Annotated in this window: 25 protein-coding genes; 21 read left to right on the forward strand and 4 right to left on the reverse strand. The window is 38.4% G+C overall.

From position 1 onward, the window contains the following. Nucleotides 1–2 precede the first annotated feature (2 nt). Nucleotides 3–1,094: a methylmalonyl Co-A mutase-associated GTPase MeaB gene (gene meaB / locus EQG61_RS12835; protein ID WP_164974941.1), complete on the reverse strand. Its 1,092-nt coding sequence runs from the start codon at nucleotides 1,092–1,094 to the stop codon at nucleotides 3–5. A gap of 121 nt (nucleotides 1,095–1,215) precedes the next feature. On the opposite strand from meaB, the gene EQG61_RS12840 reads away from it, so the two are divergent. The 5 genes from EQG61_RS12840 (at nucleotide 1,216) to priA (ending at nucleotide 7,884) form a co-directional block, all read left to right on the forward strand. After that, entirely contained in the window at nucleotides 1,216–2,121 is a 906-nt protein-coding gene (locus EQG61_RS12840) for an AEC family transporter (RefSeq protein ID WP_129462351.1), read from the forward strand. Between the two features lie 63 nt (nucleotides 2,122–2,184). Beyond that, nucleotides 2,185–3,588 carry an FAD-binding oxidoreductase gene (locus EQG61_RS12845; RefSeq protein WP_129462352.1) on the forward strand — a complete coding sequence of 468 codons (1,404 nt, stop codon included), beginning with the start codon at nucleotides 2,185–2,187 and terminating at the stop codon, nucleotides 3,586–3,588. Between the two features lie 24 nt (nucleotides 3,589–3,612). Next, nucleotides 3,613–4,470, forward strand: coding sequence for a carboxylating nicotinate-nucleotide diphosphorylase (gene nadC, locus EQG61_RS12850; protein ID WP_129462353.1), 858 nt, complete (start codon nucleotides 3,613–3,615; stop codon nucleotides 4,468–4,470). Next, on the forward strand, nucleotides 4,471–5,430 hold the full coding sequence (locus EQG61_RS12855) for a YihY/virulence factor BrkB family protein (RefSeq protein WP_129462354.1): 960 nt from the start codon (nucleotides 4,471–4,473) through the stop codon (nucleotides 5,428–5,430). It begins immediately after the preceding gene. Nucleotides 5,431–5,436: 6 nt separating this feature from the next. Then, nucleotides 5,437–7,884: a replication restart helicase PriA gene (gene priA, locus EQG61_RS12860; RefSeq protein ID WP_129462355.1), complete on the forward strand. Its 2,448-nt coding sequence runs from the start codon at nucleotides 5,437–5,439 to the stop codon at nucleotides 7,882–7,884. Here the strand turns inward: priA and EQG61_RS12865 are convergent. Beyond that, a complete protein-coding gene (locus tag EQG61_RS12865; RefSeq protein ID WP_129462356.1) occupies nucleotides 7,881–8,576 on the reverse strand; it encodes a LytR/AlgR family response regulator transcription factor in 696 nt (231 codons plus the stop codon). The two genes, priA and EQG61_RS12865, sit on opposite strands and share 4 nt — an antisense overlap. A 170-nt stretch (nucleotides 8,577–8,746) precedes the next feature. Here EQG61_RS12865 and rpsF point away from each other — a divergent pair, with 170 nt between their 5' ends. From rpsF to EQG61_RS12905, 8 genes are all read left to right on the forward strand, one after another. Next, the gene (gene rpsF / locus EQG61_RS12870; RefSeq protein ID WP_129462357.1) at nucleotides 8,747–9,085 is read left to right on the forward strand and encodes a 30S ribosomal protein S6; all 339 of its coding nucleotides are present in this window, start codon (nucleotides 8,747–8,749) and stop codon (nucleotides 9,083–9,085) included. A gap of 6 nt (nucleotides 9,086–9,091) precedes the next feature. Beyond that, nucleotides 9,092–9,388, forward strand: a complete 297-nt coding sequence (rpsR, locus tag EQG61_RS12875; protein WP_129462358.1) for a 30S ribosomal protein S18 — start codon at nucleotides 9,092–9,094, stop codon at nucleotides 9,386–9,388. Between the two features lie 15 nt (nucleotides 9,389–9,403). After that, nucleotides 9,404–9,844, forward strand: a complete 441-nt coding sequence (rplI, locus tag EQG61_RS12880; protein ID WP_129462359.1) for a 50S ribosomal protein L9 — start codon at nucleotides 9,404–9,406, stop codon at nucleotides 9,842–9,844. A 63-nt stretch (nucleotides 9,845–9,907) separates the two neighbouring features. After that, nucleotides 9,908–10,387 (forward strand): DUF6495 family protein, encoded by a 480-nt coding sequence (locus EQG61_RS12885; RefSeq protein WP_129462360.1) that lies wholly within the window; start codon nucleotides 9,908–9,910, stop codon nucleotides 10,385–10,387. Nucleotides 10,388–10,432: 45 nt separating this feature from the next. Next, nucleotides 10,433–12,433, forward strand: a complete 2,001-nt coding sequence (gene ligA / locus EQG61_RS12890; protein WP_129462361.1) for an NAD-dependent DNA ligase LigA — start codon at nucleotides 10,433–10,435, stop codon at nucleotides 12,431–12,433. Beyond that, nucleotides 12,420–13,109 (forward strand): lysoplasmalogenase family protein, encoded by a 690-nt coding sequence (locus EQG61_RS12895; RefSeq protein WP_129462362.1) that lies wholly within the window; start codon nucleotides 12,420–12,422, stop codon nucleotides 13,107–13,109. The genes ligA and EQG61_RS12895 overlap by 14 nt, the downstream gene beginning before the upstream one ends. Continuing rightward, complete coding sequence (locus tag EQG61_RS12900; protein WP_129462363.1) at nucleotides 13,106–13,792, forward strand: hypothetical protein; 687 nt, start codon at nucleotides 13,106–13,108, stop codon at nucleotides 13,790–13,792. Before EQG61_RS12895 ends, EQG61_RS12900 begins: the two co-directional genes overlap by 4 nt. 44 nt (nucleotides 13,793–13,836) lie before the next feature. Continuing rightward, nucleotides 13,837–14,547, forward strand: coding sequence for a lysoplasmalogenase family protein (locus EQG61_RS12905; RefSeq protein ID WP_129462364.1), 711 nt, complete (start codon nucleotides 13,837–13,839; stop codon nucleotides 14,545–14,547). On the opposite strand, the gene EQG61_RS12910 is transcribed toward EQG61_RS12905, so the two are convergent. Then, the gene (locus EQG61_RS12910) at nucleotides 14,506–15,420 is read right to left on the reverse strand and encodes a bifunctional metallophosphatase/5'-nucleotidase (protein WP_129462365.1); all 915 of its coding nucleotides are present in this window, start codon (nucleotides 15,418–15,420) and stop codon (nucleotides 14,506–14,508) included. The two genes, EQG61_RS12905 and EQG61_RS12910, sit on opposite strands and share 42 nt — an antisense overlap. Before the next feature lie 5 nt (nucleotides 15,421–15,425). Then, nucleotides 15,426–16,199, reverse strand: coding sequence for a 5'-nucleotidase C-terminal domain-containing protein (locus tag EQG61_RS12915; RefSeq protein ID WP_129462366.1), 774 nt, complete (start codon nucleotides 16,197–16,199; stop codon nucleotides 15,426–15,428). Nucleotides 16,200–16,247: 48 nt separating this feature from the next. Between EQG61_RS12915 and EQG61_RS12920 the strand changes: the two genes are divergently transcribed. The 8 genes from EQG61_RS12920 to fabV all read left to right on the forward strand — a co-directional run bounded on the left by EQG61_RS12920 (nucleotide 16,248) and on the right by fabV (nucleotide 23,867). After that, a complete protein-coding gene (locus EQG61_RS12920) occupies nucleotides 16,248–16,766 on the forward strand; it encodes a DUF6913 domain-containing protein (RefSeq protein WP_394345564.1) in 519 nt (172 codons plus the stop codon). Between the two features lie 2 nt (nucleotides 16,767–16,768). After that, entirely contained in the window at nucleotides 16,769–17,656 is an 888-nt protein-coding gene (gene dapA / locus EQG61_RS12925) for a 4-hydroxy-tetrahydrodipicolinate synthase (RefSeq protein WP_129462368.1), read from the forward strand. Nucleotides 17,657–17,735: 79 nt separating this feature from the next. Further along, a complete protein-coding gene (locus EQG61_RS12930) occupies nucleotides 17,736–18,530 on the forward strand; it encodes an outer membrane protein assembly factor BamD (RefSeq protein ID WP_129462369.1) in 795 nt (264 codons plus the stop codon). An 8-nt stretch (nucleotides 18,531–18,538) separates the two neighbouring features. Next, on the forward strand, nucleotides 18,539–18,856 hold the full coding sequence (locus EQG61_RS12935) for a DNA-directed RNA polymerase subunit omega (RefSeq protein ID WP_129462402.1): 318 nt from the start codon (nucleotides 18,539–18,541) through the stop codon (nucleotides 18,854–18,856). Nucleotides 18,857–18,863: 7 nt separating this feature from the next. Continuing rightward, a complete protein-coding gene (gene coaBC / locus EQG61_RS12940) occupies nucleotides 18,864–20,072 on the forward strand; it encodes a bifunctional phosphopantothenoylcysteine decarboxylase/phosphopantothenate--cysteine ligase CoaBC (RefSeq protein ID WP_129462370.1) in 1,209 nt (402 codons plus the stop codon). Continuing rightward, on the forward strand, nucleotides 20,062–20,955 hold the full coding sequence (gene porD / locus EQG61_RS12945) for a type IX secretion system protein PorD (RefSeq protein WP_129462371.1): 894 nt from the start codon (nucleotides 20,062–20,064) through the stop codon (nucleotides 20,953–20,955). Before coaBC ends, porD begins: the two co-directional genes overlap by 11 nt. 24 nt (nucleotides 20,956–20,979) lie before the next feature. After that, nucleotides 20,980–22,632: a DNA repair protein RecN gene (gene recN / locus EQG61_RS12950; protein ID WP_129462372.1), complete on the forward strand. Its 1,653-nt coding sequence runs from the start codon at nucleotides 20,980–20,982 to the stop codon at nucleotides 22,630–22,632. A gap of 44 nt (nucleotides 22,633–22,676) precedes the next feature. After that, nucleotides 22,677–23,867 (forward strand): enoyl-ACP reductase FabV, encoded by a 1,191-nt coding sequence (gene fabV / locus EQG61_RS12955; protein ID WP_129462373.1) that lies wholly within the window; start codon nucleotides 22,677–22,679, stop codon nucleotides 23,865–23,867. Nucleotides 23,868–23,959: the final 92 nt, after the last annotated feature.

The raw sequence follows: 23,959 nt of genomic DNA on the forward strand, positions 1-23,959 counted from the left end.
TATTAGTCTTCTTTAAAATATTTTTTTAAAACGATAGAAGCGGCTGCAAAAGGGGATAACTCATGATTTTGTACCGCTTTTTTGTTTTGTTCCAAAAGAGGAGCAATTTCCGGATGATGATAGAAACGTTGCATCAATTGTTCATTAATCGTTTCCATTAACCAATATTGATTTTGTTCTTGTCTGCGCTGATCAAAATACTGATTGGATTGAACTAAGGTTAAATAGTCGGAAATCAATTCCCAAATCGCATCAATTCCAGTTTTTTCAAATGCACTGCAAGTCGTAACTTTCGGAGTCCAGCCACTACTTTTGGCCGGAAAAAGATGCAAAGCACGATTGAATTCGGTTTTGGCCAATTTCGCCTTCGCCACATTATCGCCATCCGCTTTATTAATCACTACTGCATCTGCCATTTCCATGATACCGCGTTTGATGCCTTGTAATTCATCGCCAGCGCCCGCAATTTTTAACAATAAAAAGAAGTCGACCATACTGTGAACCGCAGTTTCGCTCTGACCCACACCCACCGTTTCGATAATGATTGTGTCAAATCCGGCCGCTTCACAAAGAATAATCGATTCCCTTGTTTTTCGGGCCACGCCACCCAAACTATCTCCCGAAGCACTGGGGCGGATGAATGCATTTTCATCTTTCACCAATTCCTCCATACGGGTTTTATCCCCCAAAATACTACCGTGAGAAATGGAACTGCTGGGGTCAACAGCCAACACAGCCACCTTTTTACCTAATTGGGTTAAATACGAACCGAAAGCTTCAATAAACGTACTTTTTCCCACACCCGGTACACCTGTGATTCCGATGCGAACCGAACGATTAGCATGAGGCAAACAACCTTGGATTACCGTATTGGCTTTGGTTAAATGGTCGGGGTTCGTACTTTCAATTAGAGTGATGGCCCGACTCAACGCCGTTTTATCATGAGCAAGAATTCCGGCTAACAGTTCGTCGGCACTGGGCTGTATCCGACGCTTAGCCATCGCCTTTTGTAAGGCACTTTGGCTGATGAATTCCGGTTGAGGAATACCATCCACTTCCTGTAAAGCTGAAGTATGTTTCGACGATTTTGCCAAGGGGACTAACTTTTTCGTAAAGATACAAAAATCACTTTCGGGTTTGCAACGCGAATTTAGGATAGTTTTCATTTCAATTCTATCCTTTTTCCCGTTACTTTGTCTTTCAAATGATTTGCAATTGGAAAATATTCTCCTCATTTTTATTTGTCTCGGTATTGGCATCGGATTGCAGCGTGTGTCCGCCTTTCCCAAAAACGGATATGTAGCTTTAAATCAGTATGTCATCTATGTAGCATTGCCAGCGATGACGCTGTTTTATATTCCTAAAATCGAACTCAATGCATCGTTATTGTATCCGGTTTTAGTGCCGTGGATTGGATTTTTGGTCGCTTTCCTTTTTTTCTATGGATTGGGAAAACTATTCCATTGGCCCAAAAAACTCATTGGCGCTTTGATTTTAACTGCAGGTTTAGGAAATACCTCTTTTGTCGGCTTTCCGTTGGTGAAAGCTTTTTTTGGCGAACCGGGTTTAAAAGCAGCGATTTTGGTTGATCAACCAGGAACTTTTGTGGTACTATCTACAGCGGGTGTATTTACAGCCACTTTCTTTTCATCTGGGGCACCCAGTTTACGCAGTATTTTGCATAAAGTTGCCCTTTTCCCACCGTTCATCGCCTTTGTGATTGCCGTCGGATTATTAATTTTTCATGTAGATTTTCCGGATTCCTTTCAAGGCGTTTGCAAACAATTAGGGGCCACTGTTTCTGCTGTTGCATTATTATCGGTGGGTTTGCAGTTAAAGTTGGGCGAACGTAGCAAACATTGGGGATTTCTAACGCTGGGTTTGGTCTTTAAATTGGTATTGACACCGTTACTTTTTGTTTTTTTATACCGAATAGTGTTTCCGGGTAGCGGTTTGCTCGTCGATGTTTCATTGTTAGAAGCGGCCATGCCTCCCATGATTTCTGGGGCAATATTAGCTTCGAATTATGGGCTTAAACCCAAATTGAGTAATCTGATGGTGGGTATCGGAATTCCAGTTTCCTTAATTACCGTTTATTTGTGGTATTTATTGCTGATTTAGTCCCCAAAAAGTACCTTTTTTACCAACAAAAATTTTATTTTTACACGAATAATTAGATTAAAAATGGCGCTATCATTAGAATTACTTTCCCGCTTAGAATCCATTGTGGGAAGTGCCTATATTTCGACCGATGTTGAGGTTTTAAAAGCCTATGGACATGATGAAACCGAAGATTATAGTTTCCCTCCCAATGTTGTCGTAAAACCGGCTAATGCTTTTGAAATTGCTGAAATTTTGAAAGCGGCCAATGATTATAAAATGCCCACCACACCCATTGGGGGCCGAACCGGTTTAAGCGGTGGTGCTTTGTGTATTTATGAAGGAATTGGATTGTCGACAGAACGATTGAACCAGATCCTTGAAATCGACGAACAGAATTTACAAGTTACCGTTGAACCCGCCGTGATTACCCAAGTATTGCGTGAGGCAGTGGCTGAAAAAGGATTGTTCTATCCCGTAGATCCAAGCAGCATGGGCAGTTGTTTTATTGGTGGAAATATCGCTGAGAATTCTGGAGGAGCACGCGCTGTAAAATATGGCGTCACCAAAGATTATGTACTCAATTTGGAAGTGGTATTGCCCAACGGTGAAATCATTTGGACGGGTGCTAATACACTGAAAAACTCTACTGGTTACAACCTAACCCAATTAATGGTGGGAAGCGAGGGAACTTTAGGTGTGATTACCAAAATCGTTTTGAAATTATTACCCAAAAACAGTCATAACGTTCTCATGTTGGTGCCGTTTTTCAAAGCGGAAGAAGCCTGTGAAGCCGTTTCGGCGATTTTTAGAGCAGGGATTGTTCCGAGTGCTTTGGAATTTATGGAGCGCGACGCCATTGATTGGACACTCCAGTTTGTTGAAGGCATCAATGTCCAAGTTCCCGAAAAGGTACAAGCACATTTGTTGATTGAAGTCGACGGGAATTATCCCGAAATTCTTATGTTGGAAGCCGAAAAAATTCTGAGTGTAGTTGAACATTTTGAAATCGATGAAGTCCTTTTTGCAGATACCGAAGACCAAAAAAATGCTTTGTGGAAAATGCGTCGTTCGGTAGCTGAAGCCGTAAAAGCCAATTCGGTGTACAAAGAAGAAGATACGGTTGTGCCCCGTTATATGTTGCCCGAACTCTTAACTGGAATCAAAAAAATTGGTGCCAAATACGGTTTCCAATCGGTGTGTTATGGACACGCCGGTGACGGCAACTTACATGTCAATATCATCAAAGGTGATTTGACGGATGAACAGTGGCAAATCGAGGTTCCAAAAGGGATTCGTGAAATTTTCGAATTAACTGTTCAGTTAAAAGGAACCCTTTCGGGCGAACATGGAATCGGATTTGTACAAAAGAATTTCATGGATATTGCGTTTTCCAAAACTCACCTTGAATTGATGGAACGCATAAAGCATGTGTTTGATCCAAATAATATTTTAAATCCAGGGAAAATTTTCCCTGACAACTTATAAATCGGTCACAAGACCTTTGCAATTATGATTTCAGAAGCGCAATTTGAACATGAATTACAATTAATCATTGCCAATGCCATCCGCGAAGATGTAGGAGACGGCGATCACAGTTCGCTGGCCTGTATACCCGCTGATGCACAAGGTAAAGCAAAACTTTTGGTGAAAGATGAAGGCATCATTGCAGGAGTAGCCTTTGCTCAAAAAGTATTTCATTATGTCGATCCCGAAATGACCGTGGAGGTTTTTATCGAAGACGGTGCGCGGGTGAAGCATGGGGATGTCGTTTTTCATGTTACAGGTCGGTCGCAATCCATTTTGAAAGCGGAACGGTTGGTGTTGAATTCGATGCAACGAATGAGCGCTGTTGCTACCAAAACGCGTCATTATGTGGATTTGTTGGAAGGAACAAACACCAAGATTCTCGATACCCGAAAAACAACGCCCGGCTTTCGCGCTTGTGAGAAATGGGCGGTGAAAATTGGTGGCGGCGAGAACCACCGGTTTGCGTTGTACGATATGATCATGTTGAAAGATAATCACAATGATTTTGCGGGCGGAATTACTGCAGCTATCCAAAAAACACAAGCCTATTTGCAAGAAACCGGACGCGATTTGAAAATTATCGTCGAGGCACGAAATCTTGCAGAAATTGAAGAAATTCTCCAATCAGAAGGAATTCACCGTATTTTGATTGATAATTTCAATTTTGAAGACACTAAAAAAGCCGTGGCTTTGATTGGAACAAAATGCCAAACCGAATCATCCGGAAATATTAATGAAACGACTATTCGTCAATATGCTGATTGTGGGGTGAATTATATTTCCTCGGGCGCATTAACGCATTCTGTATATAACATGGATTTAAGTTTGAAAGCGATTTAAATGCAAGAAAGTATCGAACAAAAAATAAAGAAACTTCCCGGTATACGCCATCTCATCGCGTTGACCGATCGTATCAAGTTACCTTGGTTACACGGTCTATCGCTTTATGAATTGGTGGATTTGTATGTCACCGGAATTGCAGAAAATGCCTTGTCTAATCGGGCGGCGTCTATTGCGTTCAGCTTTTTTATGGCATTGTTCCCATTTGCTCTTTTTATTTTAAACTTAATCCCTTACATCCCCATCGAAGGTTTTCAAGATGATTTCATGGGGTTTGTCCAACAAAGTGTGCCGCCCACAACATTTGAAGCCATTTCAAAAATTGTCAACGACATTCTCCATAATTCCCATTCGGGATTGATCTCCACGGGGTTTTTTATGGCAGTCTTATTGATGACCAATGGGGTAAATGCGATACTCACCGGATTTGAAACCTCGCATCATGTGAGCGAAAAGCGAAAGTTTGTTCGTCAATATCTAGTTGCTTTGGGTATTTCAATTTTGCTTTCGATGATACTGATCGTCACGGTTGCGGCCATTGTGGTTTTTGAAGTTTTTATTCAAAAAATTAAAATTCAAGATGTACTCTCAGAAGATATTCCACTCATTCAAATGGGACGGTATGCGTTTGTCATCTTGATGATTTTAATGGCGACGTCGATTTTATTTAAATTCGGAATTAAACGCGATAAACGCCGTTCGTTTATATCTATTGGTTCTGTTTTTACAACCTTATTAATTATTATTTCCTCCTATTTCTTCGGGATTTGGGTAGTACGTTTTTCAAAATATAACGAACTTTATGGTTCGATAGGAACGCTGTTGGTGGTCATGTTTTATATTTGGATTAACAGCGCCATTTTGCTTTTAGGATTTGAATTGAATGGTACGATAAATACGCTCAAACGTCGTGAGGAGCAACGAAAATTGAAAGAAGAACAACAAGCCCAATCTTTATAATTTACCGTGTATTTTACAGAAGTGATTTTACCGTTGGCTTTGCCCCGAACCTTTACCTATCTGGTTACGGAGGACGAATTTCATTTCCTGCAACCGGGAATGCGTGTGGTGGTGCCGTTTGGTAAAAGTAAGATGTATACGGCTTTGGTTTTGGATTTACATCAAAATCCACCTCAATTATATGAGGCCAAAGAAATTCATCAAATCCTGGATGATCAGCCTATTGTGAATGCTTTTCAACTCAAGCACTGGCAGTGGATAGCCGACTATTATATGTGTTCGTTAGGCGATGTCTATCGGGGCGCCATGCCTTCCGCTTTTTTGTTGGAAAGTGAAACCATTTTAAATTTTAAAAAAGAAACGGCTATTGATGCCTCCGAGTTATCGGATGATGAATACTTGATATACGAAGCCTTACAGCACCAAAGTTCGATAAAACTTCAAGAAGCTGCCGCCATTCTCAATAAAAAAAGAGTATTTCCTGTTATTCAAAAGTTACTGCAAAAAGAAGTGCTGCATTTACACGAAGAAGTGCAGGAAATCTACAAACCTAAGTTGGTTAAATATATTCGATTAACAGAAGAATATACCCAACAAGAGCAGTTAATGGGTTTGCTCGAACTGTTGAAAAGCAGTAAACAAAAGGATGCGGTGTTAATGTATTTTCAATTGCAGGCCCGAGATCGCAAGCCTATTTCGGTGAAGACTTTAAAAGAAGCGTCTGGGGTAACGGATGCGGTTTTGAAGGCTTTGGTCGATAAAGCCATTTTTGAAACCTATTTGATTCAAGAAGATCGGGTGAATTTTGAATCCCAATTTGAAGAATATGAAATTGCCTTAAGTGAGAATCAGGAAGCAGCATTTACTGCTATAAATCATGATTTTTTGAGTAAAGAGGTCGTTTTATTACACGGTATCACAGGTTCGGGGAAAACAGAAATTTATATAAAACTAATAGAAGAAACAATTGCCAAAGGGAAGCAAGTCTTGTATTTGTTACCAGAAATTGCGTTAACTACCCAACTGGTGAGTCGATTGACAAAATATTTCGGAAATAAAGTGAGTGTTTTTCATTCCAAATATTCCAACAATGAACGCGTTGAAGTTTGGCATCGGGTGTTGAAGCAATCTGAGGGAGCACAAATTGTGATTGGGGCTCGTTCAGCTCTTTTTTTACCCTTTTCCAATTTAGGGTTGATTTTAGTTGACGAAGAACACGAACAAACCTTTAAGCAACACGATCCAGCACCGCGCTATCATGCTCGCGATGCCGCCATTGTATTAGCGCATGCGCACCAAGCGAAAACGCTTTTGGGTTCGGCGACACCCAGTTTAGAAACCTATTTCAATGCCAAAAACGGGAAATACGGTTTGGTAACTTTATCTGAACGATTTGGGAAAACGCCCTTGCCCACGGTTGAATTGGTGGATTTGAAAGAAGCGTATTTTAAAAAACGAATGAAAGGTCATTTCAGTTTGCATTTAATTGATGCCATTTCTGAAGCCTTGGCCTTAAACGAACAGGTTATTTTATTTCAAAACCGCCGCGGCTTTGCCCCCGTAATGGAATGTATGACGTGTGGCCATATTCCCCAATGCACGAATTGTAATGTGAGTTTGACCTACCATAAATTCAAAAGTCAATTGCGCTGTCACTATTGTGGCTATTCGATTGCGAAACCCAACAGTTGCCATGCCTGTTCGAGTACCGATTTATCCACCAAAGGCTTTGGAACCGAACAAATTGAATTGGAATTGGCCAGTTTATTTCCAGAACACAATATCAAGCGAATGGATCAGGACACCACCCGAGGGAAATACAGTTTTGAAAAATTGATCGACAGTTTTAAAAACCGTGAGATTGATATTTTGGTGGGTACCCAAATGTTAGCTAAAGGGTTGGACTTTGATAATGTTTCCTTGGTCGGAATTTTGAATGCCGATACCATGTTGTATCATCCTGATTTTAGAGCATTCGAACGCAGTTTCCAAATGATGACCCAAGTGGCGGGTAGGGCAGGACGGTCGGAGAAACAAGGAAAGGTGATTATACAAACCTACAATCCGATGCACAATACGATTCAGCAAGTTACGCACAATAGTTATACTGAAATGTTTAAAGAGCAATTGTATGACCGTCAGATTTACAAATATCCGCCGTATTTTCGATTAATACGATTGACATTAAAACACCGTGACTTTGGCAAATTGAAAGAGGGAAGTCTGTGGTTGTATCAAGTTTTGAAGCAACAAATCGCGAGTCCGGTACTCGGTCCAGAAGAGCCTGCGATTAATAAAATTCGCAACGAGTATATCCGCACAATTTTGATTAAAATTCCGGCACAACAGCCCTTAACAGGCACAAAAAAAACTATCCAAAAAGTCTTGGATAGTTTTGATTCGGTTGCCCAATACCGTTCGGTAAAGGTTACAGTTAATGTTGATTTTTACTAAGCAATAGCCAAAGCCTTAATTAAATCGTCTTTCTTGTTACGACTTAACGGAATTTTAGTTACGCCAATTTCAGCATATTTACTGTTAAAGCGTTCTACTTTGTCTATATTAATAATATACGACTTGTGTACGCGAATGAATTTTTCTTTTGATAAATCTTTTTCAAAAGACTTCATTGTGGAAAGTACCAAGTTCGTGTCTTCTTCAGTTACCACTTTTACATAATCACCATAGGCCTCAATCCACTTGATTTTATTCGTGTAAACCTTCAGTTTTTTGAGATTACTCTTAATAAAGATGTGTTCTCCTTCTTCTTCGTGGTTTTCACGGCGTAACATGTGTTGTTCAAGGGCACGTTTAACAGAAGCGTTAAAGCGCTCTAATACAATAGGCTTTTGTAGGTAATCTGTAGCGTCGTAATCGAAAGCTTTCAGCGCATACTCTGCTTTAGAAGTAATGAAAATTACCTGTGGCTTAACTTTTAAGCCGTCGATAAAATCAAAACCGCTGATAACAGGCATCTCAACATCCAGGAAGATCAAGTCCACTGTATGAACGGTCATACAGTTTTTTGCTTCGATAGCGTTAGAAAAATCTCCAACTAAGTGTAAATTTGGATGATTATTTACTAACTTTGCAATGACCATTCTTTGTAATGAACTGTCGTCAACAACTACACAATTTAACTTCATAATTTAGTGTTATTATAGATTTGGTAGTGCTAAAGTATAAGGTTAAAATCAAAAAACCTAATTTTTATCGGCTTTTTTTGCACTTAAGCGAATATTTTTACTTTTTGCTTGTTTATTAAATTTATTTCCTTACTTTTGCGCCCAATTTGAATTTTTTAATCATTTGTATTATGAAACATTATGAAACTGTTTTCATTTTAAATCCCGTTTTATCTGAAGTTCAGGTAAAGGAAACAGTAAGCAAGTTCGAGGATTTTCTTACTTCTAAGGGTTCTAAAATGGTATCAAAAGAGGATTGGGGCTTAAAAAAATTAGCTTACGAAATCCAACACAAGAAAAGTGGTTTTTACCATTTATTCGAATTCCAAGCTTCTCCAGAAGTATTGATTCAATTTGAAACTGAATTCCGTCGTGACGAGCGAGTGATGCGTTTCTTAACTGTAGCACTTGACAAGCATGCGGTATCTTGGGCAGAAAGAAGAAGAGAAAAATTAAAATCTAAAGCGTAAGGAATCATGTCGAACATCGAACAATCAGCAAAAGGAAAGAAAGACGGAGATATCAGATATCTTACGCCTTTAAACATTGAAACTAACAAAACGAAAAAGTATTGTCGTTTCAAAAAATCAGGTATCAAATACGTTGATTATAAAGATCCAGACTTCTTATTAAAGTTTGTGAACGAGCAAGGTAAAATTTTACCACGTCGTTTAACTGGAACTTCTTTGAAATACCAAAGAAAAGTTTCTGTAGCTATCAAAAGAGCACGTCATTTAGCATTAATGCCATACGTAGCTGATTTATTAAAATAATAAGGAGAAAAGATTATGGAAATTATTTTAAAACAAGACGTTCAGAATTTAGGTTTTAAAGATGATATCGTAAGCGTTAAACCAGGTTACGGTCGCAACTTCCTAATTCCTCAAGGTTTTGCTACTTTAGCAACGCCTTCAGCTAAAAAAGTTTTGGCTGAGAACTTAAAACAAAAAGCGCACAAAGAAGCTAAAATCGTAGCGGATGCTCAAGCTTTGGCTGAATCTTTGAAAGCGTTAGAAATTAAAATTTCTGCAAAAGCAGGTGGTGATAAATTGTTTGGTTCTGTAACCAACATCGATATCGCTGAAGCTTTAGAGAAAGCAGGTCATTCAATTGATCGTAAGTTCATCACTAGTGGAACTGTAAAACGTACAGGTAAATATTCAGCTACCGTTCGTTTACACCGTTCAGTTATTGTTGAATTAGCTTACGAAATTGTAGCTGAACAATAATCGAATATTTTATATTATAAAATCCCGTCCTTTTAAGGTCGGGATTTTTTTTGACTACTATTTATGAAATACAAACGTTTAACCAAGGAACAATTCGAAGCCTTGCATCAAGAATTTGCTAATTTTTTAGCTTCCCAATCTATTGATAAAAACGAATGGGACACACTAAAATCAGAAAAGCCTGAGGTGGCCGAACAAGAACTCGATGTGTTCTCGGATCTTATTTGGGAAGGCGTCTTGACCAATGCCAAATTCTTAGAGCATTTTTCGCCACAACATATTTTTTTATTTCATTGCCAAGAAGCTTTTATGCAATCCATCATCATTAAATCCAATAACCCTTCTATTGATTTGATGACCAAAGACGGATTGCGTTGGTTATCGGAACATATTTTTACTCCAGAAGTAGACGTGCATACCGGTCGAAAAAACTACACTGAGGAGCGCAATACGGCTTTATTTGATTTAATTACTCAAGGCGCTATTTTGAGCGATGGGCAGTTGTACATTCAAATGAATGAAATCTTAAATCAAGCCGAATAGAATTCCCAAATATTGGTTATTTTAGTGCCATAAATATAATCACTTATGGAACTCCCAAAGCGTATTCTGGAATTGCGTGAACTGTTGCATCAACATAATTACAATTATTATGTTTTGGACAATCCAACCATTTCCGATTATGATTTTGACCAATTGTTGAAAGAATTGCAATCTTTGGAAAATCAGTATCCAGAGTTTGCTGATCCCAATTCGCCTACCCAACGTGTTGGCGGAATGATCACCAAAAATTTTGAAACGGTAGTACACGAATACCGCATGTATTCGTTGGATAATTCCTATTCTCGTGAAGATCTTTTGGATTGGGAAAATCGTATACAAAAAATGTTGGGTGATGTACCAGTTCAATATACCTGCGAATTAAAATACGACGGCGCGTCCATCAGTATTACCTATGAAAACGGAAAACTCCTTCGTGCCGTTACCCGCGGTGATGGCTTTCAAGGTGATGACGTTACCCAAAATATCAAAACGATTAAGTCGGTTCCTCTTCAGTTAAAAGGTAATTTTCCTCCTAAGTTTGATATTCGTGGTGAAATAATTTTACCTCTTGACGGATTTGAAAAAATGAATCAGGAGTTGATTGATATTGGCGAAACACCGTATTCCAATCCTAGAAATACCGCTTCGGGCAGTTTGAAATTGCAAGACAGTAGCGAAGTGGCTCGACGTCCATTAGATTGTCTTTTATATTCAATTACTGGAAATAACCTTCCGTTTCCTACCCAATTTGACGGATTGCAAGCTGCACGCGACTGGAGTTTCAAAGTTCCCAATCAGTCGAAGTTGGCGCAAAACATGCACGAAGTTTTCGAGTTTATCGATTACTGGGATGTGCACCGCCATGATTTGCCGTATGAAACCGACGGTGTTGTAATTAAAGTCAATGATTTTCATCAACAACAGGAATTAGGATATACCGCCAAAGCGCCGCGTTGGGCTATTGCCTATAAGTTTAAGGCGGAACAGGTCACAACGACACTCAATTCGATAACTTATCAAGTGGGACGTACCGGTGCGATTACGCCGGTGGCCAATCTCGAACCTGTGCAATTGGCAGGAACCATAGTAAAAAGAGCCTCTCTGCATAACGCCGATCAAATTGAAAAGTTGGATTTGCGTATCGGTGATTCTGTTTATGTGGAAAAAGGCGGAGAAATTATCCCAAAAGTGATTGGTGTAGCACAACGCGGACCTGCTTTGGAGCCGGTTGTGTATATTACGCATTGCCCGGAATGTCAAACGGAATTGATTCGGAAAGAAGGTGAAGCCCAGCATTATTGTCCCAATTATTACGGTTGTCCGCCGCAAATTATAGGACGAATCGAGCATTATATTTCGCGTAAAGCTATGGATATTGAAGGGTTAGGCGGGGAGACGGTAGCTTTGCTGTATCACAACGGTTTGGTTCATGATTATTCTGATTTGTATGAACTGACTGTGGATCAAGTGATTCAATTGGATCGAATGGCGCAAAAGAGTTCGGAGAACCTGGTCAACGGTATCGAAAAATCCAAAGAAGTACCTTTTGAGCGAGTTCTATTTGCGTTAGGTATTCGCTATGTTGGGGAAACCGTAGCCAAGAAATTAGCCCGCCATTATAAATCGATTGAGGCTTTACAAGCTGCTTCTTTGATGGATTTGATTTTAGTGGATGAAATCGGTGAACGAATTGCGCAAAGTGTGCTTGAGTTTTTTGAAAATGAAAACAACCAACGCATCATTACTCGCTTAAAGGCATTCGGAATTCAATTTGAAGTTGTAGAAAAGTTCAATCCCAATGCTACGAACAAGTTACAAGGAAAGACGTTTGTAGTTTCAGGTGTTTTTGAAAAGTTCAATCGGGATGATTTAAAAATTTCCATTGAAGAGAACGGCGGGAAAGTAGGAAGTTCGATTTCGGCAAAAACTGATTATGTAATAGCGGGGGCAAATATGGGTCCGGCCAAACTGGAGAAAGCTACAAAATTGGGTGTACCCATAATATCTGAAGACGATTATATCCAACTCTTGAATGAAAATAACTAAGATCGCATTATTTCTTTTCTTTCTGTTTTCAACAACAGCAACCGTTGCCAATTTTATGAATTGGGACGGATTGAAGTTGTTGACAAAACCCTTAATTATTCCGGCACTCACGTTCTATTATTTGGGAAACATCAAGAAAGTCGCATTCTTACCAGCTCTATTTTTATTTTTTTGTTTTGTAGGTGATTCAGTGGCTTTAATGGATTTTGATCATGAGATTCTCTATTTAATGGGGCCTTTTTTTATCGCCAATATCCTCATTTCAATCATGACATGGAAAATTAGAGAACGCTTTCGATGGAATGCATTTAATGTGTTTTCATTAGCTTTGATTGTTGCATTTCTCTTGTATTTGTGGAAAACGGTCGTTAGTTTTTTTGAAAATGATAAAACAAATATGCCACTATATGTCGGACTTTTTGGTTTTACATTGGTAGTTATGAATGTACTTTCAGCATTTAATATTATTAGTCGCATGCGATTGTCAAATTTATATTTAGCGTTGGCTACCATTGCCATTTTGGTATCACAAGTGTTTTATGTGATTTATAATTATGAGTTTAAACTCATCGTGCTCGACACGATTCATTTTATATGTCAAAATTTATCCTATCTCTTTGTGGTGTTATTTGTAATCCATGTACCTGATGTTAAATTAAGAATAGGTAAATTATGATTCGCTTTTATTCCGACAAAAAATCCCTATTTGTTTATCTGTATTTTCTAATTTCCATCCTTGAAATTGGTGCGGAATATTTTGAAAATAGTACCGTAATTTGGCTGACAAAGCCATTGATTTTACCCATTTTATTGCTGTATTATCTTCAACGCACGTCTAAATGGGCTCTTTTTTACACATTGGCTTTAGGGGTAAATTGGTTGGCTAATATTGCATTTATCCTCAAATCAGAATGGACAACATTTTGCGCCTTACTCTTATTTGTGTTACACCGTGTATTTGTCTTACTTCAAGTAGCCAAATTTGAGCGAAAACGAGGTATCGGTTTACTGCCAGTTTTGTTTGGTTCAGCTCCTTTTATGATTTTATTTCTCAGTGTGATAAATCTTTCTTTTGAGGCAATAGTGGTCCCCGATTTGTACATTCTTTTACTGCAAAGTGTATTGATGTCTATTTTTGGTGGATTCTCTTTCGCTTCCTTTTATATTGTAGGTGATAAGGCTAGTAAAATGCTATTCATGAGTTCACTTTATTTTGCTTTAAACTTATTTGTATTAGGGGTTAAAATGTATTATTTGGATCTTCATATCATGAAACCTTTATCCATGTTATTGTTCATTTTTGCTCATTTCTTCTTGGTGAAATATATACTCTATATTGAGAAAGAAATTAAAAATTAAGAATGTTTCTGATAAGTTCTATGAAAAAATGTTAATTTTATGGAATGAATCAGGATATTAATAAATACATCTTGACATTCCTAATTGTTTTGTACTTCCTCAATGGGGGTATAGAAGTGGTTGCAGAGTATTTTCATTTGAATCAACTCATATACACCACCAAACCGTTGATTCCTCTACTGTTAATGGTTTTGTATTATTTGAATTCTGCACGAAAAGACTCTTTGTTTTTCATCATTATGGGATTGTCGATGGTAACCAACCTGCTTTTCATCCCCGATAATCCACAAGTTTTGTTTTATGGCGTAATTGCGTATAGTGTGCACCGCATTTTTTTATTGTTTTTTATTTTAAAAAAAATAAAGATTAAGCACTTTATCCCTTTAGTTGTTGCAACACTGCCCTTAGGATTTATTTTTTTCTATTTGTTTACAGCAAATGAATTGCCTGACAATACCATGTACCTTATTTTGTTTCACAACATTCTCGCTGCCGTTTTGGGGGGTATTGCAATTTCACTGTATGTGATGGAAGACAATAAGGTCAACTCACTTTTGTTAATTAGTACTTTGTTGTTTCTCGGACTTCAATTGGTGATTTACATTGAAAAATATTACCTCACCGAAGTGCATTCTGAGTGGATGCGACCCCTAGCAATGACGATCAATATTCTAGCGTTTTATACTTTCTATAAATTTGTTTTGGCAGCAGAATCAACCCACAACGATGGCAGCGCCTTCCGAAGTAAGTTGTGAATCGGTTAAATAGAAGTCAATTCGACCTAAATTTAAACCGTAACATCCCACTTGGTTGATTAGTACTTTTTTACCTTCACTATTGGTTTCAACAACGGGTTTGTCCAAAAATGTATGGGTATGTCCCCCAATAATCAAGTCGATGTCTTTGGTTTTTTGAGCTAAGAGAATATCGCAAATTTTGTCTTTTTCATCCTTATAGCTGAAACCTAAGTGGGAAAGACAAATCACCAAATCACATTTTTGATTATGGCGAAGTTCATGCGCCATATCCGTGGCAATTTCGACAGGGTCTAGATAAACCGTTTCCTTGCAGTTTTTTTTATCGACCAAACCTTGTAGTTCCACCCCAAGTCCGAAAATCCCAATTTTTACCCCGTCCACTTTTTTGATCGTATACGGTTTAACATGGCCGTGTAATGCGGTATTTCGCACATCATAATTGGCCGAAACCATTTCAAAATCGGCTATTTTAAGTTGGGTTAATAACCCTTCAATACCGTTGTCAAAATCATGATTACCGATAGTCGCCACATCATAACCCATCATGTTCATGAGCTTGTATTCCAATTCGCCCCCATAGTAATTAAAATAAGGCGTTCCTTGAAAAATATCACCGGCATCCAAAAGTAAAACGTTCGGATTTTCTTTTCGAATCATGCTAATCAAAGCCGCTCGTCGGGCTACTCCACCCATATTCGGGTTTTTGGGATGATCAGCAGGAAAAGGATCGATATAACTGTGCACATCATTGGTGTGAAGTATAGTGATGTGCTTGGTTTGTGCTGTGGTAAAACTGCTTAATCCCAATCCGGTGATTCCGACTAAGGCTGTACTTGCCGATGTTTTTTTTATAAAATCTCTACGTTTCATGGGACTTATTCTTGATTAATTCGAATATCATTTTTTACGCGTACCGTATCGGTTTCTTTAAAATAATCGATAAGGATATTTCGTATTTTATAATCAACGTCAATAGTTTCTAATCCTTTTTTGAAAAAACTCATGTTGTCACCACCATTCGATAGATAGTCTGAAGTAGCTACAAAATAGGTCATTTTTTCATCCAAGGGTTGGCCTTGAATTTTTATTTGAGTGGCTTCATTTTGCCGAATTGTAAATGTGAGTCCGGCCAGCGGATGTGGTTTCTTTTCGCTTACAATATAATTGGCCATTTCAACAAGTTGGGTGCCTTTCAGAGCAATAACCACAGCACTGTTTTCAAAAGGCATGATTTCATAGGCTGAACGTGTAGTTACATTGCCTTTGGGAAGTATAGATCGAATACCGCCATGGTTGAGAATGCAAACTTGTGCCAAGGGTAAGTTGCGAAGTTTTAACACTCTATTGGTGCGCTCCAAGGTGACATCAGCCATAAAATTTCCGATGTTGGTTTGCCATTTGCCTTTTGATTTGTCTAACGTTTCGGGATTGTAAGCCAAAATCTCACTCAATTCTTTTTCAATGTGCGCACGATAAGGTTGGATTACTCGATCAACAGTTGAATCCATTTCCTGTGAAGCGGTTATCGGTATTTTCTTTCCTTCAATGCGTGAGGGAGAAAAATGCTTTTGACAACTGGTAACGGCCGTAAATGTTAAGAATAAAACAAAATACTTCCAAACCAGGGGATACTTTTTTAGATTTACCATCGGATTAGCGTCCAATTTTGATTAAATTTGTGAACAAGTAAAAATACTATGTTTTTCCAAAGAATAAAGGACATATCGATTAAAAAAATCGTTAAGAAAAAATGGGTAGAAATGAAACATCTGACCTCTAACGATTTAATCCAAAAAGTGGGGATTATTCTCGATGAATCCTATTTTCACGAAAAGGATGATTTAATTCGTGACTTAGTAAAGCAAGGCATAAAAAAAGAAAATATTCGGATATTGGTTTTTAAAAACCATATCAAAAAAAACGAAAGCTTTGACTATCCCGTTTATTCCTATAAAGATTTTAAGTGGAGTGGTAGTTTTGATAGCGAAACACTTCGCACATTTCTCAGTCAATATTACGATTTATTGATCAATTACTATGAAATGGATAAGGCGGTATTGCATCTCACTACCCAACTTTCCAAATGCGGTTTTAAAGTTGGATTTGCTTCTGTCGATAAAAAAGTCAATGATTTAATCATTCATACTTCTGCAGAAAACCATTCCGAGTTTACTTCAGAAATGTTCAAATATTTGAAAATACTAAACAAAATATAATCATGCGTTCACTTATAGGAACTGGCGTTGCGCTGGTTACCCCTTTTAAAAAAGATTTTTCTGTTGATACGGAGGCTTTAACCCGCATTGTCAATTATCAAATCGAAAATGGAATTGAATATTTGGTGGTTCTTGGAACTACTGCAGAAAGTGCTACTTTATCAGCAGAAGAAAAGGAATTGGTTATTCAAACCGTTATTGATGCCAACAAAGGGCGATTGCCTTTGGTTTTAGGTGTCGGAGGAAACAACACACACAAAGTGGTCGAAGAATTGAAAACAAGGGATTTGTCGGCTTTTGCTGCGGTACTTTCCGTTTCTCCTTATTACAACAAACCTACACAAGAAGGTATTTACCAACATTTCAAAGCAGTTGCTTCAGCCTCGCCTGTGCCTGTGATTTTATATAATGTACCGGGTCGAACGTCAAGTAATATGGCGCCAAATACGGTAATTCGTTTGGCCAATGATTTTGATAATATTGTCGCAATTAAAGAAGCGGCAGGCGATATTGTGCAGGCGATGCAGTTGATCCAACATAAACCAGAAGGATTTTTAGTGATTTCTGGTGACGACATGATCACTTTACCCATGGTGTTGGCCGGTGGAAGCGGAGTGATTTCGGTTATCGGAGAAGGTTTTCCAAAAGAATTCTCCGAAATGGTGCGCTTGGGATTAAACCGCAAAGTTGATGAAGCGTATAAGCTGCATTACCGTTTGTCAGCTGCAATTGATATGATTTTTGAACAAGGCAATCCGGCCGGAATTAAAGAGGTTTTTGCGCATATGGGATTGTCAGAAAACACGGTACGATTGCCCTTGGTCAATGTAAATGAAGACCTTTCATTACGATTGAAAAAATTCATTGATACCTTCAATGCGGAAGGCTAAAAAATTATTTTAAACATAACTAAATATTAACTACTTTTGCGGTTCGTTTTGGCACGAGCCATTCGAATATTGTTAGAAAATGAAAAAACTGTTGATTCTTATTGTTTTAGGGCTAACATTGGGAAGCTGTAGCGAATACCAAAAAGCCTTCCGTTCTGAAGATACGGAAGTGCAAAAAGCAGCAGCTATCAAAATGTACGAAAAGCAGAAATATGGTAAAGCCATACGTCTTTTTGAATTGATTGCACCTGTATACAAAGGGAAAGCGGGTGAAGAAAATGTGTCTTACATGTTCGGAATGGCCTATTACAACACCAAGCAGTTTTATTTAGCTGCCTATCAATTAGAAAGTTTTGCAAGTGCTTATCCCAAAGATTCGCGCAGTGAAGAGGCTTCTTTTTTAGCTGCAAAATGTTTTGCTCGTTTATCACCGACTTACAGTTTGGATCAAACCGATACGGAAAAAGCCATTTATAAAATGCAAGATTTTATTGATCGTTATCCCAATTCTACGTACATGGCTGAGGCCAATACGATAGCCAAGGAATTGCGCGTTAAATTGGAGAAAAAAGCTTTTGAAGTAGCCAAACAATACAACACAATCGAAGATTATAAAGCCGCTCAAGTTGCTTTTGATTTGTTTTTGTCTGACTTTCCAGGTACTGTATACAAAGAAGAAGCCTTATATTTAAAGTTGGATTCTGCATACAAGTTAGCTGTCAACAGTATTCCATCAAAAATGCATGAACGTTTATTAAGTGCAAAAGCAGCTTACCAAAGTCTGGTTAAATTCAAAGCCGACACCCAATACAAAACCAAAGCCGATGATATGTTGGCTACAATTGATAAAGAACTTCAACAATTTTCTAAGTAATGAGTAAAATGGATTTAAAAAAGACGACTGCACCTGTAAATACGATTACCTATAATCGTGCAGTTATCGAAGAGCAAACAGGAAATATCTACGAGGCGATTACCATTATGGCTAAACGTGCAACTCAAATCAACACAGAAATTAAAAAAGAGTTGATTGAGAAGTTGGAAGAATTTGCCACTTACAATGACAGTCTTGAGGAAATTTTTGAAAACAAAGAACAAATTGAAGTGTCTAAGTTTTATGAGAAATTACCTAAGCCACACGCTTTAGCCGTACAAGAGTGGTCGGATGGTAAAATCTATCACAAAGACGTTTCTAAATAATACAGCCATGTCAGTTTTAAGCGGTAAAAAAATTTTACTGGGAGTCTCTGGAGGGATTGCCGCTTATAAAACAGCGACATTAGTGCGACTATTTATCAAAGCAGGTGCTCAGGTCCGTGTGGTCATGACACCTGCTTCTTTAGATTTTGTTACTCCCTTAACTTTAGCAACTTTATCCAAAAATCCCGTGTATTCTTCTTTTTATAATGAAGAAGATACAGCACAATGGAACAATCATGTCGAGTTAGGTTTGTGGGCTGATTTTATGGTTATTGCCCCAGCAACGGCCAATACCATGTCCAAAATGGCGAATGGAAATTGCGATAACTTGTTAATTGCGACCTATCTTTCCGCCAAATGTCCAGTTTACTTTGCCCCTGCGATGGACTTGGATATGTACAAGCATCCGTCTACCTTACATTCTTTTCAGCAATTACAACGCTTTGGCAACCGCATGATTCCTGCTGAAAGTGGCGAACTAGCCAGCGGATTATCCGGTGAAGGTCGAATGGCGGAACCCGAGAATATTGTGGCCTTTATCGAAAAAGACATTACTTCCCAATTGCCTTTGCGGGGAAAAAAAATACTCATTACTGCGGGACCCACATACGAACCGATCGATCCGGTGCGTTTTATAGGAAATCATTCTACCGGTAAAATGGGATTTGATATTGCCGATTATGCGGCACAAATGGGAGCAGAGGTTATAGTTGTTGCGGGTCCGACTCATTTACAACCCAAGCAAAATAATGTACACATTCAACGCGTAATGACGGCTGAAGAAATGTACGAAGCTTGTATGGAAATTTACCCCACTTGTGACGTAGCCATTTGTGCAGCCGCAGTAGCAGATTATCGTCCCAAGCAGCAAGCCAAAGAAAAAATTAAAAAAAAGGAGGACAATTTTACGATTGAACTCACAAAAAACAAAGATATATTAGCCACTTTAGGTGCTCAAAAAAAACAGCAAATGCTGATCGGTTTTGCTTTAGAAACGGAGAATGAAATTGCCAATGCGCAACTCAAAATTCAGAAAAAAAACTTAGATTTGATTGTTTTAAATTCCCTCAGGGATTCAGGGGCAGGTTTTGGAACTCCAACCAATAAAGTCACGTTTATCAATAAAGCCAATGAAATTGAGCCTTTGGAATTGAAATCAAAAGAGGCAGTAGCTCAAGATATTATAGATAAAGTTATTCAGTATTATGAAGTTTAAAATTGCGGTAGTATTCCTGGTTATCGGATCATTCTTTCGTGTTCATGCACAAGAATTAAATTGTAAAGTTGTCGTGAATTACGACAAAATCACCAATGCCAATACCCAGATTTTTAAATCGTTGGAGACTTCCTTGAATGACTTTATGAATAAATCGGTTTGGACGGATAAGTCGTTTGAAAATCAAGAGAAGATATCCTGCAGTATGTTCATTACGATTAACTCGTATGAAAACAACAATTTTGATACTACCATTCAGGTGCAGTCGTCTCGCCCTATTTACAATTCCAGTTACACTTCTACGGTGCTGAATGTCAATGATAAAAGTCTACAATTTCAATATGTAGAATTTCAACAAATGTATTTTAATCCGAATAGTTTTGATTCGAATCTGCTTTCAACGTTGGCTTATTATGCTTATATCATCTTAGGAATGGATGCAGAAACTTTCGAACTAGAAAGTGGGATGCCTTATTTTCAAAAAGCACAAGAAATTGTCAATTTGGCCATGCCTACAGGTGGAAATGGTTGGTCACAAACGGATAAAACCAACAACCGTTATTATTTGGTGAACGATTTAATGTCCAATACCTTCAAGCCCTATCGTGAAGCATTGAACCAATACATGTTCCAAGGTTTGGATGTCATGAATAAAGATCTTAAAGCAGGTAAACAAGCCGTTTTAGCCGCGATTAATACCTTAGGTGAATTGCATAAAACGCGTCCTAATTCATATTTAGCTCGTTTGTTTTTTGATGCCAAAGCCGACGAAATTGTCTCTATTTTTTCCGGTGGGCCATCTATTCCTATTGACGGTTTAGTGGATACCTTATCCAAAATTTCTCCGATCAATAGTTCCAAATGGAATAAGATAAAATTATAACTTGCGAGAAAAAAGTCTGCATCTATGATTACCTCGCTAACCATTGAAAATTATGCGTTAATCGAACGATTGTCGGTTTCTTTCTCCGATGGATTTTCGGTGATAACTGGAGAGACAGGAGCAGGAAAGTCGATACTTTTAGGTGCATTGGGTTTGGTTTTAGGCAATCGAGCCGACTTATCTTCCTTAAAAAATAAAGCTGAAAAATGCGTCATTGAAGCCCATTTTGATCTGTCAAAACAAGATTTACAGTCGTTTTTTGAACAAATGGATTGGGATTTTGATACGCATACTATTTTACGTCGCGAAATTTTACCTTCAGGCAAATCTCGTGCTTTTGTCAATGATACACCAGTAAATGTTTCCGATTTGCAAGAATTGGGCGAGCAGTTGATTGATATTCATTCCCAAAATGAAACCCAGGAATTGTACAGTGATGCTTTTCAATTTCAAATTCTTGATGCTGTTGCCAAAAATGAAGAGTTGCTCTCCAATTATCAACTATTATTAAAAAAATACCGCACGGCGCAGACCGATTGCGACCAACTGAAACAGGATTTAGGCAATCGTTTAAAAGAACAAGATTACAATGCCTTTTTGTTGGAAGAATTAACGGCGGCTCAATTACAAGTAGACGAACAAGAGAACTTGGAAACTCAATTGGAGAAATTGAGTAATGTGGAACAAATACAGTTGCAACTTGGAAAAGTGTTGCAATTAACCCAGTCGGATCAATATGGCTTAATTATTCAATTGAAAGAAGCTAAATCAGCGCTTCAAAAAATTGCAAGTTTTTCAATTGAGTACGAAAACCTTTTAGAGCGCATAACCAGTTTGTTGATTGAGATGGATGATGTAGAGAAGGAACTCGAAAGCATGGTGGATCATGTCCAAGCTGACCCTGAAATGCTCGAGCAAATCAGTCAGAAGCTCCAATTGATATATGCCTTACAGAAAAAGCATCAAGTGAGTTCTATCGCAGAACTATTAGCAATTCAAGAAACGTTGAGTTCACAGGCATTGTCTTTAACCAGCTTAGAATCTCAAATTGCGAATTTGGAAGCGTGGATGGTGTCGGCTGAAAAAGAATTGAACGATTTTGCCGATTCATTACATCAAAATCGAATCAAAGCTATTCCAATAGTCGCCGCTAAAATAGAAAGCATTATTTCCGATTTGGGCATGCCCAATGCGAAATTCACCATTGAAGTCAGTCCCCAAGAGCACTTTTTGACCAATGGAAAAGATAAAATTACGTTTTTGTTTGCAGCCAATAAGGGAACCGAATTCGGTCTCCTAAAAAAAGTTGCTTCAGGTGGAGAAATGTCCCGCATCATGTTGGCTGTAAAAGCATTGATGGCAGAACATATGCAATTACCGACGTTAATTTTGGACGAAATCGATACGGGGGTTTCGGGAGAAATTGCGCACAAAATGGGCGAGATTATGAAAAATATGAGTCAGAACCGCCAACTATTTGCCATCACTCATTTGCCACAAATTGCGGGGAAAGGGAAAAGGCATTTTAAAGTGTATAAGACCATGGAAGGTGATACGACAGCAACCCAATTGAAAAAATTAAATACGGAGGAGCGCATCATTGAAATTGCTCAAATGCTCTCTGGAAATACCATAACTGAAGCAGCGATAGGGCAGGCTCAAGCTTTGCTCAACTAAAAAATAGAAGTATCTTTGTACCACAATTTAGAAATTAGACCATTATGATTATAGAACCAAGAATGCGCGGATTTATTTGTTTAACAGCTCATCCTGATGGCTGTGCGCAAAATGTAAAAAATCAAATTGAATACGTAAAATCAAAAGGGAAAATCGAGGGCGCAAAACGCGTTTTAGTGATTGGAGCTTCTACCGGTTTTGGTTTGGCTTCACGTATTACCAGCGCATTTGGTTGTGATGCGGCAACAATTGGTGTATTTTTTGAAAAACCAGGAACAGAAGGCAAAACGGCTTCTCCAGGATGGTATAATTCAGCGGCCTTTGAAAAAGAAGCGCATGCGGCTGGTTTATATGCGAAAAGTATCAATGGTGATGCTTTTTCAAATGAAATTAAAGCCCAAACAATCGATTTAATAAAAGCGGATTTGGGTCAGGTAGATTTGGTAATTTACAGTTTGGCTTCTCCCGTGAGAATGCATCCAACAACAGGAGTCTTACACCGTTCGGCTTTGAAACCTATCGGTGGAACATTCACGAATAAAACGGTTGATTTTCATACGGGTAATGTGACCCAAGTTTCTATTGAGCCTGCCCAACAAGAAGATATTGACAATACAGTTGTAGTTATGGGTGGAGAAGATTGGTCAATGTGGATGGATGCGATGAAGGCAGCTGGTGTTTTGGCGGAAGGCGCTATGACAGTGGCGTATTCGTACATCGGACCTGAAGTGACTAAAGCGGTTTACCGTAATGGAACTATTGGTCGTGCCAAAGATCATTTGGAAGCTACAGCGGCTGTAATTACACAGTCCTTGTCAGATTTAGGAGGAAAAGCCTATGTTTCTGTGAATAAAGCTTTGGTTACACAGGCGAGTTCAGCCATTCCAGTAATTCCATTATACATTTCACTTTTATACAAAATCATGAAGCGCGAAGGCATTCACGAAGGTTGTATCGAACAAATGGAGCGTTTGTATAGCGACCGTTTGTATGGTAAATCTGAAATTCCTGTGGATGCTGAAAATAGAATTCGCATTGACGATTGGGAAATGCGTGATGATGTGCAAGCAGAGGTAGCTCAATTATGGGAAGAAGCTACCACAGAAAGCTTGCCAGGAATCGGTGATTTGGCGGGTTATAAAAATGATTTCTTAAATTTATTTGGCTTTGGATTTGAAGGAGTAGATTATCAAGCCGACACAAATGAAGTCGTTCCTGTTCCAAGTATTGGATAAATAGAAAAGATTTAACATTTAAACAGCCTGAATTCGTATCAGGCTGTTTTTTTTATTCCTATTTTTGAAATTATTTCTAACCAATTTATATT

Source organism: Flavobacterium stagni (assembly GCF_004122105.1).
GTDB classification, from domain to species: domain Bacteria; phylum Bacteroidota; class Bacteroidia; order Flavobacteriales; family Flavobacteriaceae; genus Flavobacterium; species Flavobacterium stagni.

Excerpts from the sequence above, each read along its gene's own strand:
- EQG61_RS12845 (WP_129462352.1), top strand. The coding sequence starts at position 2,185 with ATGGCGCTATCATTAGAATTACTTTCCCGCTTAGAATCCATTGTGGGA.
- nadC (WP_129462353.1), top strand. The coding sequence starts at position 3,613 with ATGATTTCAGAAGCGCAATTTGAACATGAATTACAATTAATCATTGCC.
- EQG61_RS12855 (WP_129462354.1), top strand. The coding sequence starts at position 4,471 with ATGCAAGAAAGTATCGAACAAAAAATAAAGAAACTTCCCGGTATACGC.
- EQG61_RS12865 (WP_129462356.1), bottom strand. The coding sequence starts at position 8,576 with ATGAAGTTAAATTGTGTAGTTGTTGACGACAGTTCATTACAAAGAATG.
- rpsF (WP_129462357.1), top strand. The coding sequence starts at position 8,747 with ATGAAACATTATGAAACTGTTTTCATTTTAAATCCCGTTTTATCTGAA.
- rpsR (WP_129462358.1), top strand. The coding sequence starts at position 9,092 with ATGTCGAACATCGAACAATCAGCAAAAGGAAAGAAAGACGGAGATATC.
- rplI (WP_129462359.1), top strand. The coding sequence starts at position 9,404 with ATGGAAATTATTTTAAAACAAGACGTTCAGAATTTAGGTTTTAAAGAT.
- EQG61_RS12885 (WP_129462360.1), top strand. The coding sequence starts at position 9,908 with ATGAAATACAAACGTTTAACCAAGGAACAATTCGAAGCCTTGCATCAA.
- ligA (WP_129462361.1), top strand. The coding sequence starts at position 10,433 with ATGGAACTCCCAAAGCGTATTCTGGAATTGCGTGAACTGTTGCATCAA.
- EQG61_RS12895 (WP_129462362.1), top strand. The coding sequence starts at position 12,420 with ATGAAAATAACTAAGATCGCATTATTTCTTTTCTTTCTGTTTTCAACA.
- EQG61_RS12900 (WP_129462363.1), top strand. The coding sequence starts at position 13,106 with ATGATTCGCTTTTATTCCGACAAAAAATCCCTATTTGTTTATCTGTAT.
- EQG61_RS12905 (WP_129462364.1), top strand. The coding sequence starts at position 13,837 with ATGAATCAGGATATTAATAAATACATCTTGACATTCCTAATTGTTTTG.
- EQG61_RS12910 (WP_129462365.1), bottom strand. The coding sequence starts at position 15,420 with ATGAAACGTAGAGATTTTATAAAAAAAACATCGGCAAGTACAGCCTTA.
- EQG61_RS12915 (WP_129462366.1), bottom strand. The coding sequence starts at position 16,199 with ATGGTAAATCTAAAAAAGTATCCCCTGGTTTGGAAGTATTTTGTTTTA.
- EQG61_RS12920 (WP_394345564.1), top strand. The coding sequence starts at position 16,248 with ATGTTTTTCCAAAGAATAAAGGACATATCGATTAAAAAAATCGTTAAG.
- dapA (WP_129462368.1), top strand. The coding sequence starts at position 16,769 with ATGCGTTCACTTATAGGAACTGGCGTTGCGCTGGTTACCCCTTTTAAA.
- EQG61_RS12930 (WP_129462369.1), top strand. The coding sequence starts at position 17,736 with ATGAAAAAACTGTTGATTCTTATTGTTTTAGGGCTAACATTGGGAAGC.
- EQG61_RS12935 (WP_129462402.1), top strand. The coding sequence starts at position 18,539 with ATGGATTTAAAAAAGACGACTGCACCTGTAAATACGATTACCTATAAT.
- coaBC (WP_129462370.1), top strand. The coding sequence starts at position 18,864 with ATGTCAGTTTTAAGCGGTAAAAAAATTTTACTGGGAGTCTCTGGAGGG.
- porD (WP_129462371.1), top strand. The coding sequence starts at position 20,062 with ATGAAGTTTAAAATTGCGGTAGTATTCCTGGTTATCGGATCATTCTTT.
- recN (WP_129462372.1), top strand. The coding sequence starts at position 20,980 with ATGATTACCTCGCTAACCATTGAAAATTATGCGTTAATCGAACGATTG.
- fabV (WP_129462373.1), top strand. The coding sequence starts at position 22,677 with ATGATTATAGAACCAAGAATGCGCGGATTTATTTGTTTAACAGCTCAT.